Origin of the sequence: Idiomarina sp. (genome assembly GCF_019431395.1) — a bacterium.
GTDB lineage: Bacteria > Pseudomonadota > Gammaproteobacteria > Enterobacterales > Alteromonadaceae > Idiomarina.
In genome coordinates, this window is the sequence record NZ_CP080268.1 from 2640619 (window position 1) to 2652198 (window position 11580).

Sequence of the window (11580 nt, forward strand, 5' to 3'; positions counted from 1 at the left end):
ATGGCTAAATTAACAAAACGCGCTCGAATGATCGCAGAGAAAGTTGAAGCCCGTGATTACGATGTGAATGAAGCTATCACTCTGTTAAAAGAGTTAGCAACAGCAAAATTCACAGAAAGTGTTGATGTCGCAGTAAACTTAGGCATCGATGCTCGTAAATCTGACCAAAACGTTCGTGGTGCTACTGTACTGCCAAACGGTACTGGTCGTGACGTTCGCGTCGCTGTATTCACTTCAGGTGACAATGCAGAGAAAGCGAAAGAAGCCGGTGCTGACATCGTTGGTATGGAAGATCTGGCAGAGCAAGTTAAGAAGGGCGAGATGAACTTCGACGTAGTTGTCGCTTCGCCTGATGCAATGCGTGTTGTCGGTCAATTAGGTCAAATCTTAGGTCCACGCGGCCTGATGCCTAACCCGAAAACAGGTACGGTAACTCCTGACGTAGCAACAGCAGTTAAAAATGCTAAAGCAGGTCAGGTTCGCTATCGCAACGACAAAAACGGTATTGTTCACGCAACAATCGGCCGTGTTGATTTCGATAACGACAAATTGAAAGAAAACCTTGAAGCATTGTTAGGCGCGCTTAAAAAAGCGAAGCCTTCATCAGCTAAAGGTGTTTATGTAAAACGCATCAGCTTGTCCACCACAATGGGCGCTGGCGTAAGCATTGACCAGGCAACTGTAGCAGCTGTTTAATTCGCTTCAGTTAGGTTAATGTAATGGTTTATGGGTTGGAGCTGCCGTGGCGTTGTTAATAGCAACAAAGCAAGGCTCCCGTCCAAGACCGTAGGTGTACCGCGAGTATCCCGGAATATTGGGTAGTGGCACTTAATTTCCTACGCAGATGGTGATATCCGACTCAGGCTCTCTGGGTAGAGAATCACCGTGACAACGCGGTGGGTTTTGTCCCACCTAATTGTAACGAGGGACTTCGGTCCCAAATTGAAAACGAGGTGATATCAGTGGCAATTGGTTTAGCCGGAAAGAAAGCCATCGTTAAGGAAGTTAACGAAGTTGCTTCAAATGCGCTAGCCGTCACCGTTGCTGAATATCGAGGCATCGAAGTAGCCGATATGACTGCGTTGCGCAAGAAAGCTCGCGAGCAGGGTATTTTCGTTAAAGTTGTACGAAATACACTGGCAAAACGCGCTTTTGAAGGCACTCAGTTTGAAGACATGGGCGATGCACTTAAAGGACCTCTTGTTTATGGGTTTTCATTGGACGCACCGGGCGCATCAGCTCGTTTGTTCAAAGACTTCTCAAAAGAAAACAAGAACTTGCAAGTGACAGCTCTGTCAATCGGTAATGGCATCATGGGTCCAGAAAAACTGGATGCAGTTGCTTCACTTCCGACTCGTGACGAAGCATTGGCTAAATTGCTCGCCACCTTCAAAGAACCTGTTAGCAAATTCGTTAAGACTGTTAACGAAGTACCTAGCAAGTTCGTTAGAACGTTGGCTGCAATTAAAGACGCTAAATAATACGTTGGTTTTTTAACCATTTTTTGTAATTATCAACCCAGGAGTTTAGAGTAATGGCTCTGACTAAAGACGATATCTTAAACGCGATCGCTGAAATGCCAGTTATGGAACTGGTTGAACTGATCGAAGCAGCTGAAGAAAAATTCGGCGTTGACGCATCTGCGGCAGTAGCAGTAGCTGCTCCAGCAGCTGGCGGCGAAGCAGCAGCTGAAGAGAAAACTGAATTTGACGTAGTACTGAAAGGCGCAGGCAGCAACAAAGTTGCAGCGATCAAAGCAGTACGCGGCGCAACTGGCCTTGGCTTGAAAGAAGCTAAAGCTATGGTTGAGTCTGCTCCAGTAGCAGTCAAAGAAGGCGTAAGCAAAGACGAAGCTGAAGAGCTGAAAAAGCAGCTTGAAGAAGCTGGTGCGGAAGTTGAAGTTAAGTAATTTAACTTTAGCTCTACATCTGGCCTAGCGGCCTTAGGCTGGTGGTTAATTGACCACCAGCCTTTTCGCGCTTTAACGCTTGTATCATTTTTGCCCGTCGTTGGGATACAAGTTAGCGGTAAATAGAACAACGGGAACAACAGATTAACACTCTGTATTTAACCATCGAACCACTCGTTGGTTAGGGTCATCAATCAGCTAGCTGAGGAACCCCATGGCGTACTCCTACTCAGAGAAAAAACGTATTCGTAAGGACTTTGGTAAACGGCCACAAGTGCTGGAAGTGCCTTACTTGCTGTCAATGCAGCTTGATTCATTTAAGAAATTTATTGAAGTTGATCCAGAGGCAAACAATGGTCTGGAAGCAGCTTTTCGTTCGGTTTTTCCGATTGCCAGCTACTCAGGTAATGCGGAACTGCAGTACGTCAGTTACCACATGGGTGAGCCTGCGTTTGACGTTGAAGAATGTCAAATTCGCGGAATTACTTATTCTGCGCCACTGCGTGTGAAGCTGCGTCTGGTTCTGTTTGACAAAGAAGCAGCCGCTGGAACAGTTAAAGACATCAAAGAACAAGAAGTGTACATGGGCGAAATCCCATTAATGACTGAGAACGGAACGTTCGTCATTAATGGTACCGAACGCGTCATTGTGTCACAGCTTCACCGTTCGCCAGGTGTGTTCTTTGATCACGACAAAGGGAAGTCACACTCCTCAGGTAAAGTGTTGTATAACGCGCGCGTTATCCCTTACCGTGGCTCCTGGCTGGATTTTGAATTTGATCCTAAAGACAACGTGTTCGTGCGTATTGATCGTCGCCGTAAACTACCTGCGTCAATCATTTTACGTGCGCTTGAATACAGCACCGAAGAAATCCTCGGGATGTTCTTCGAGACCACGTATTTCGAGATTCTGAAGACCAAAGTAAAAATGCAATTGGTGCCAGAACGCTTGCGTGGTGAAACGGCTAAATTCGATATCAAGTCACCGGATGGTGAAATGATTGTCGAGAAAGGCCGTCGTATTACTGCACGTCATATTCGCCAACTTGAGAAGCTTGAGTTGTCAGAACTTGAAGTGCCGGTTGAATATATGGTCGGCAAAGTGTTAGCCAAGGATTACGCAGATAAAAAGACTGGCGAAATCGTTGCTAACGCGAATGATGAATTAACGCTTGAACTCATTGCTAAATTGAGCGAAGCCGGTATCAAAAAGGTCGAAACATTGTTTGTTAACGACCTTGATCACGGTCCATATATGAGTGAGACCCTGCGTGTTGATGGCACCACCAATCGCTTAGAAGCATTGGTTGAGATTTACCGGATGATGCGTCCGGGTGAGCCGCCAACGCGGGAAGCAGCCGAAGCTTTGTTCGACAATCTTTTCTTCAGTGAAGATCGTTATGACTTGTCGACTGTTGGCCGGATGAAGTTTAACCGACGTTTAGGTCGTGAAGACCTGACCGGTACTAACACCTTGACCAACGACGACATTATCGAAGTAATGAAGAAGCTCATTGAGATTCGTAACGGTCTTGATGAAGTTGACGATATTGATCACTTGGGCAACCGTCGCATCCGCTCTGTCGGCGAGATGGCGGAAAACCAGTTCCGTGTCGGTTTGGTTCGTGTAGAGCGTGCAGTTAAAGAACGTTTATCGCTGGGCGACCTGGATAATACGATGCCGCAGGACCTGATCAACGCTAAACCGATTAGTGCCGCGGTAAAAGAATTCTTTGGCTCGAGCCAATTGTCGCAGTTTATGGACCAAAACAACCCGCTGTCAGAAGTCACGCATAAGCGTCGTATTTCTGCATTAGGTCCGGGTGGTTTGACCCGTGAGCGCGCCGGCTTCGAAGTTCGAGACGTTCACCCGACTCACTATGGTCGTCTGTGTCCAATCGAAACGCCGGAAGGTCCGAACATCGGTTTGATTAACTCGTTGTCGACCTTTGCCCGTACTAACGAATATGGCTTCCTGGAGACGCCGTATCGTCGTATCGAAAATGGCCAGGTAACCGACGACGTTGTTTATTTGTCAGCAATCGAAGAAGGCAACTATGTTATCGCCCAGGCCAACGTTGCGCTGGACGACAACGGCGAACTTGTCGAAGACTTGATTCCCTGCCGCCACAAAAATGAATTCACCCTGGTCAGTAAAGAACAGGTTGAATATATGGATGTTGCACCGCAGCAAATCGTATCGATTGCAGCGAGTATGATCCCGTTCCTTGAGCACGATGACGCCAACCGTGCATTGATGGGTTCAAACATGCAACGTCAGGCAGTACCAACATTACGCGCTGACAAGCCGTTAGTGGGTACAGGTATTGAACGCACCATCGCGGTTGATTCCGGTGTTTGTGTGGTAGCGAAACGTGGTGGTGTAGTCGATTACGTGGATGCCAGCCGTATCGTTGTAAAAGTCAACGAAGAAGAAATGGTACCTGGCGAAGCCGGTATCGACATCTACAACTTGACTAAGTACACGCGCTCTAACCAGAACACCTGTATTAACCAAAAGCCAACGGTTAATCCGGGCGAACCGGTTACCCGTGGCGATGTACTGGCTGATGGACCGTCTACAGACCTGGGTGAATTAGCCCTGGGTCAAAACATGCGCGTCGCATTTATGCCGTGGAACGGTTATAACTTCGAGGATTCTATCCTGATTTCTGAGCGTGTTGCTCAGGAAGACCGCATGACAACCATCCACATTCAGGAATTGAACTGTGTGGCTCGTGATACCAAGTTGGGCGCTGAAGAAATTACTTCAGATATTCCAAATGTAGGTGAGTCTGCGCTGAGCAAGCTGGATGAAGCGGGTGTTGTATACGTTGGGGCGGAAGTTAACGGTGGCGACATTCTGGTTGGTAAAGTAACGCCTAAAGGTGAAACTCAGTTAACGCCAGAAGAGAAACTGTTGCGAGCCATCTTCGGTGAGAAAGCATCAGACGTTAAAGATAGCTCACTGCGCGTGCCTAACGGTGTGAACGGTACTGTTATTGATGTTCAGGTGTTTACTCGCGATGGCGTAGAAAAAGACAAACGCGCGATTGCAATCGAAGAGATGCAACTGGCCAAGGTTAAGAAAGATTTAACCGAAGAGTTCAAGATCCTTGAAGAAGGTATCTACAACCGTGCACGCAACCTGTTACTGGCTAATGGCTTCGATGAAGCTAAATTGGCGAGCATGGACCGTAGCAATTGGTTAACTCAGGGCTTAAGTGATGAAAGTGCCCAAGAACAGTTAGAGCAGATTGCAGAGCAATACCAGCAAATCCGTGAAGACTTTGATCAGAAGTTCGAAACTAAGCGTCGTAAAATCACCCAGGGTGATGATCTGGCGCCTGGCGTACTGAAGATTGTCAAGGTTTACCTTGCTGTGAAACGTCGTATTCAGCCTGGCGATAAACTTGCCGGCCGTCACGGTAACAAAGGTGTTATCTCAACTATTATTCCGGTTGAAGATATGCCGCACGACGAAGAAGGTAATCCAGTCGACATCGTACTAAACCCGCTGGGTGTACCGTCGCGGATGAACATTGGTCAGGTATTGGAAACGCACCTGGGTATGGCCGCGCGTGGTATCGGCATCAAGATCGATAAGATGCTGAAACAGCAACAGGCGATGCAAGATTTGCGTGACTTCCTGCAACAAGTCTATGCGCTGGGCGAATGCCGTCAGCAAGTAGATATCAGTGAGTTTAGCGATGACGAAGTATTGCGTCTTGCACACAACTTGCGTGGCGGTTTGCCGACTGCAACGCCGGTATTTGACGGTGCGGTAGAAGCCGAAATCAAGGAACTGCTGAAACTGGCAGATATCCCTGAGTCGGGCCAGATTACTTTGTATGACGGCCGTACCGGTGACCGCTTTGAGCGTGACGTAACCGTGGGTTACATGTACATGCTTAAGCTTAACCACTTGGTTGACGACAAGATGCACGCCCGTTCTACTGGTTCGTACAGCTTGGTTACTCAGCAGCCACTGGGCGGTAAGGCACAGTTTGGTGGTCAGCGCTTCGGTGAGATGGAAGTCTGGGCATTAGAGGCTTATGGTGCAGCTTACACCTTGCAGGAAATGCTGACGGTGAAATCGGACGACGTCAATGGTCGTACCAAGATGTACAAAAACATCGTCGACAACAACTTGCAGATGGATGCAGGCATCCCTGAGTCGTTCAACGTATTGTTGAAAGAGATTCGCTCACTGGGTATTAATATCGAGCTGGAACAGAGCTAAAACGCTGTTGCGGAATGAATTCGGGGAGTGCTTGCGCTCCCCAGAGGTTTGAACTCCGACAGGAGATAAATCGTGAAAGACTTGCTTAAGTTTTTAAAACCGGCCAATCAGACAGAAGAATTCGATGGTATTCGAATCCAGCTGTCATCGCCTGACATGATCCGTAGTTGGTCATATGGTGAAGTGAAGAAGCCGGAGACAATCAACTACCGTACTTTTAAACCAGAGCGTGACGGTTTGTTCTGTGCACGTATCTTTGGTCCGGTAAAAGATTATGAATGCTTGTGTGGTAAATACAAGCGTTTGAAGCACCGTGGTGTTATCTGTGAGAAGTGTGGCGTCGAAGTGACACTGACCAAAGTGCGTCGCGAACGTATGGGTCACATCGAATTGGCTAGCCCGGTTGCGCATATCTGGTTCCTTAAGTCGTTGCCGTCGCGCATCGGTTTGATGCTGGATATGACTTTGCGTGACATTGAACGTGTACTTTACTTTGAATCTTATGTCGTTACCGAAGGTGGTTTAACGTCATTAGAGCAAGGTCAGATTCTGACCGAAGAAGAGTATCTGGACGCGTTGGAAGAACACGGCGACGAATTTGATGCGAAGATGGGTGCCGAAGCGGTACTGGATCTGTTGCGCGTTATTGACATCGATGCCGAAGTTCAGCAGTTACGTGAAGAATTACCAGAAACCAACTCTGAAACCAAGCGTAAGAAAATTAGTAAACGCCTGAAGCTACTTGAATCGTTCCAAATGTCGGGTAACAAACCTGAGTGGATGATTCTAAAAGTACTGCCGGTTTTACCACCGGATCTGCGTCCATTGGTACCATTGGACGGTGGTCGTTTTGCGACCTCGGATCTTAACGATCTGTACCGTCGTGTTATCAACCGTAACAACCGCCTTAAGCGCCTGCTTGATTTAGCAGCACCTGACATCATCGTCCGTAACGAAAAACGGATGTTGCAGGAAGCGGTTGATGCGTTGTTAGACAACGGTCGTCGTGGTCGTGCCATCACCGGTTCTAATAAGCGACCGCTTAAATCTTTGGCCGATATGATCAAAGGTAAGCAAGGTCGTTTCCGTCAAAACCTGTTGGGTAAACGTGTAGACTACTCAGGCCGTTCGGTTATCACCGTAGGTCCTAAATTGCGGTTGCATCAGTGTGGTTTACCGAAAAAAATGGCACTGGAACTGTTCAAACCGTTTATCTATGGCAAGCTTGAGCGTCGTGGTTTAGCGACCACAATCAAAGCCGCGAAGAAGATGGTTGAGCGTGAAACCGCTGAGGTTTGGGACGTTCTTGATGAAGTGATCAAAGAGCACCCGGTACTATTGAACCGTGCGCCAACATTGCACCGTTTGGGTATTCAGGCATTTGAACCGGTACTAATCGAAGGTAAAGCGATTCAGCTGCACCCATTGGTTTGTGCTGCTTACAACGCCGACTTCGACGGTGACCAAATGGCGGTTCACTTGCCATTGACGTTGGAAGCTCAGTTAGAAGCTCGTGCGCTGATGATGTCGACCAATAACGTGCTGTCACCAGCAAGCGGCGACCCTATCATTGTTCCTTCGCAAGACGTTGTTTTGGGTCTGTATTACATGACCAAAGAAAAAATCAACGCCAAAGGCGAGGGCATGGTATTTAAGAGCCCGTCAGAAGCTGAAAAAGCTTACCGCAATGGCTTGGTTGAGCTTCACAGCCGCGTGAAAGTGCGTATCACTGATACGGTAATCCATGAAGACGGTAACAGCGAAACCCGCACGCAACTGCGTGAAACCACAGTTGGTCGTGCGTTATTGTCGCTAATTATGCCAAAAGGCTTGCCGTTTGAGCTAATCGACCAGCCAATGGGCAAAAAGCCAATTGCGCGTATGCTAAACCAGGCTTACCGTGATTTAGGCCTTAAAGACACCGTTATTTTCGCTGACCAGGTGATGTATACCGGTTTCCACTATGCGATGGTCTCTGGTGCCTCTGTCGGTATTAACGACATGGTCATCCCGGATGCGAAGAAAGAGATTGTTGAAGCCGCGGAAGAAGAAGTTGCCGAGATTCAGGAACAGTTTGAATCAGGTTTGGTAACCGCTGGTGAGAAATACAACAAAGTCATCGATATTTGGTCAACCGCCAACGAGAAAGTCTCGAAAGCGATGATGGAAAACCTCTCTAAAGAAGTTGTCACTAACAAAGATGGCAAAGAAGAGGAACAAGCATCATTTAACTCAATCTTTATGATGGCCGACTCAGGTGCTCGTGGTAGCCCCGCACAGATTCGTCAGTTGGCGGGTATGCGTGGTCTGATGGCTAAGCCAGATGGCTCAATCATCGAAACACCAATCGTCGCAAACTTCCGCGAAGGTTTGAACGTACTTCAGTACTTCATCTCAACGCACGGTGCGCGTAAAGGTTTGGCTGATACGGCACTGAAAACAGCGAACTCAGGTTACCTGACACGTCGTCTGGTTGACGTATCACAAGACGTCGTAATCATGGAAGAAGATTGCGGCACGTTTGAAGGCCTGACAATGAAACCGCTTATCGAAGGTGGTGACGTTGTAGAGCCATTGCGCGAACGCGTATTGGGTCGTGTGGTATGTGAAGACGTAATGAAGCCAGGCTCAGAAGATGTGTTGTTACCGCGTAACACTTTATTGGATGAGAAGAACTGCGACATCCTTGAAGAAAACTCAATTGATGAAGTAAAAGTTCGCTCGGTTATCACCTGTGACACAGACTTCGGTGTTTGTGCGCACTGTTACGGTCGTGACCTGGCTCGTGGCCATATGGTTAACCAAGGCGAAGCAGTTGGTGTTATTGCTGCACAGTCAATCGGTGAGCCAGGTACACAGCTTACCATGCGTACCTTCCACATCGGTGGTGCTGCATCACGGGCAACAGCAGAGAACAGTGTTCAGGTTAAAAACCCGGGTACGATCAAACTGCACAATGCCAAGTGGGTTGTTAACAGCGATAAACAGCACGTTATTACGTCACGTTCTACTGAACTGACGTTAATCGACGAGTTCGGCCGTGAGCGTGAACGTTATAAAGTACCTTACGGTGCAGCCTTGAAAAAAGGCGAAGGCGACTCAGTTGAAGGCGGCGAAACCGTTGCTAACTGGGACCCGCACACGCACCCAATCATTACCGAGGTAGAAGGTCGCATCAAGTTTGTTGACTTGATTGATGGTGTCACCATGACCCGTCAAACCGACGAACTGACCGGTCTATCCAGCGTGGTAGTGTTGGAAACAGGTCAACGTACCAGTGCCGGTAAAGACATGCGTCCGATGGTTAAGTTGGTGGATAATAAAGGTAACGACGTTAATATCGTCGGCACTGATATCCCTGCGCAGTACTTCCTGCCAGGCAACGCCATCATCAACCTGGAAGATAATGCCGAAGTTAAAGTCGGTGATACCCTGGCGCGTATTCCGCAAGAAGGTTCGAAGACCCGCGATATTACCGGTGGTTTGCCACGGGTTGCGGACTTGTTCGAAGCACGTCGTCCGAAAGAGCCGGCGATTCTTGCAGAGAAGACAGGTACTGTGTCGTTTGGTAAAGAAACCAAAGGCAAGCGTCGCCTGATCATCACGCCGACTGACGGTGCTGAACAACACGAAGAGATGATTCCGAAGTGGCGTCAGCTTAACGTGTTTGAAGGTGAACACGTCGAAAAAGGTGAGGTAATCGCCGACGGTCCTGAGGCTCCACATGACATTCTGCGTTTGCGTGGCGTTAGTGCGGTAGCTAACTACATCGTCAACGAAGTACAGGAAGTTTACCGTCTGCAGGGCGTTAAGATTAACGATAAGCATATAGAAACTATCGTTCGTCAGATGCTGCGCAAAGCGCTTATCTTACGTGCCAATGACACCAATCTGCTGGAAGGCGAAATGGTTGAAATGGCCGAAGTACTGGCGGCTAACGCAAAAGCAGAAGCTGAAGGCAAACAACCGGCAAGCTTCGAACGTCAGTTGCTGGGTATTACCAAAGCTTCACTGTCGACCGAGTCGTTTATCTCAGCAGCCTCGTTCCAGGAAACTACACGTGTCCTGACCGAAGCAGCTGTTGGCGGCAAGAAAGACAGTCTGCGTGGACTGAAAGAAAACGTTATCGTAGGTCGTTTGATTCCTGCCGGTACCGGTTACTCTTATCATAAAGAGCGCATGGACCGCCGTATGGAAGAGTTAGCGGTTGAACCGGAAGCGCCTAAGATGACCGCGGAAGAAGCAGAACAGCAATTGGCTGATGCCCTAAATGCGGGTGGCCAAAGCGACGATAGTGCAGAATAACGCACGCTCTGCTTAGTCAGCGTACAGAAGCCGGTACTGATTTCAGTGCCGGCTTCTTTTATATAACCTTGACAGGTGAAATTATGACCATTAAAATTCCCGCTCCCGAATTTCGGGATCTGGCGTTTAATGGTCAGAGTTAGCGATTTTTCACGCACATTGTGCGCGCTAAAAAGCGACATCAACTAAACTAGGAGTAATGAATGGCAACAGTTAACCAGCTGGTGCGTAAAGGCCGTCAAAAGCCGGTTGTGAAAAGCAACGTTCCGGCTCTTGAAGCGTGCCCTCAAAAACGCGGTGTATGTACCCGTGTTTACACCACAACCCCGAAAAAGCCAAACTCTGCAATGCGCAAAGTTTGTCGTGTTCGCTTGACCAACGGTTATGAAGTTTCTTCATACATCGGTGGTGAAGGTCACAACCTACAAGAACACTCAGTCGTACTGATCCGTGGCGGTCGTGTAAAAGACTTGCCAGGTGTTCGCTACCACACCGTTCGTGGTGCACTTGACTGTTCAGGTGTTAACGATCGTAAACAAGGCCGTTCTAAGTACGGCGCGAAGCGGCCTAAGTCTTAACGGTTCTCCGTTAGTAAGGCCAAACTTTGTACGTTTTGGGTAATACCCTGAATTAATCGGAGAATATTGAGATGCCAAGAAGACGCGTCATAGGTCAACGTAAAATCCTTCCAGATCCTAAGTTCGGATCGGAGTTGTTGGCTAAGTTTATTAATGTCGTCATGGTTGACGGCAAAAAAGCAGTCGCTGAAAAGATTATCTACGGTGCACTGGACATCCTGGCAGACAAGTCAGGTAAAGATCATTTGGAAATTTTCGACGCTGCGTTAGACAACGTGCGTCCGACAGTCGAGGTTAAATCTCGTCGTGTGGGTGGTTCAACCTACCAAGTTCCAGTTGAAGTTCGTCCGGTACGTCGTAACGCACTGGCTATGCGCTGGTTAGTTGATGCAGCGCGCACCCGTGGTGAAAAATCAATGTCGCAGCGTCTGGCAGCTGAAATGCTAGATGCATCAGAAAACAAAGGGTCAGCTGTGAAGAAACGTGAAGACGTTCACCGCATGGCTGAAGCAAACAAAGCGTTTGCTCACTATCGCTGGTAAATT

The 11580-nt window shown here is 48.2% G+C and carries 7 protein-coding genes; all 7 read left to right on the top strand.

The features are described 5' to 3' along the window. The 7 genes from rplA to rpsG all read left to right on the top strand — a co-directional run bounded on the left by rplA (window position 1) and on the right by rpsG (window position 11577). Window positions 1–696 carry a 50S ribosomal protein L1 gene (gene rplA, locus KZ771_RS12820; protein WP_133540871.1) on the top strand — a complete coding sequence of 232 codons (696 nt, stop codon included), beginning with the start codon at window positions 1–3 and terminating at the stop codon, window positions 694–696. Window positions 697–962: 266 nt separating this feature from the next. After that, window positions 963–1481 carry a 50S ribosomal protein L10 gene (gene rplJ / locus KZ771_RS12825; RefSeq protein ID WP_133540869.1) on the top strand — a complete coding sequence of 173 codons (519 nt, stop codon included), beginning with the start codon at window positions 963–965 and terminating at the stop codon, window positions 1479–1481. 53 nt (window positions 1482–1534) lie between these two features. Beyond that, entirely contained in the window at window positions 1535–1909 is a 375-nt protein-coding gene (gene rplL / locus KZ771_RS12830) for a 50S ribosomal protein L7/L12 (RefSeq protein WP_133540866.1), read from the top strand. A 214-nt stretch (window positions 1910–2123) separates the two neighbouring features. After that, window positions 2124–6152, top strand: coding sequence for a DNA-directed RNA polymerase subunit beta (gene rpoB / locus KZ771_RS12835; protein ID WP_290653837.1), 4029 nt, complete (start codon window positions 2124–2126; stop codon window positions 6150–6152). Window positions 6153–6224: 72 nt separating this feature from the next. After that, window positions 6225–10457, top strand: coding sequence for a DNA-directed RNA polymerase subunit beta' (gene rpoC / locus KZ771_RS12840; protein ID WP_290653838.1), 4233 nt, complete (start codon window positions 6225–6227; stop codon window positions 10455–10457). Window positions 10458–10660: 203 nt separating this feature from the next. Further along, window positions 10661–11035: a 30S ribosomal protein S12 gene (gene rpsL / locus KZ771_RS12845; RefSeq protein WP_006956845.1), complete on the top strand. Its 375-nt coding sequence runs from the start codon at window positions 10661–10663 to the stop codon at window positions 11033–11035. Window positions 11036–11106: 71 nt separating this feature from the next. Then, complete coding sequence (rpsG, locus tag KZ771_RS12850; protein WP_133540859.1) at window positions 11107–11577, top strand: 30S ribosomal protein S7; 471 nt, start codon at window positions 11107–11109, stop codon at window positions 11575–11577. Window positions 11578–11580 lie beyond the last annotated feature (3 nt).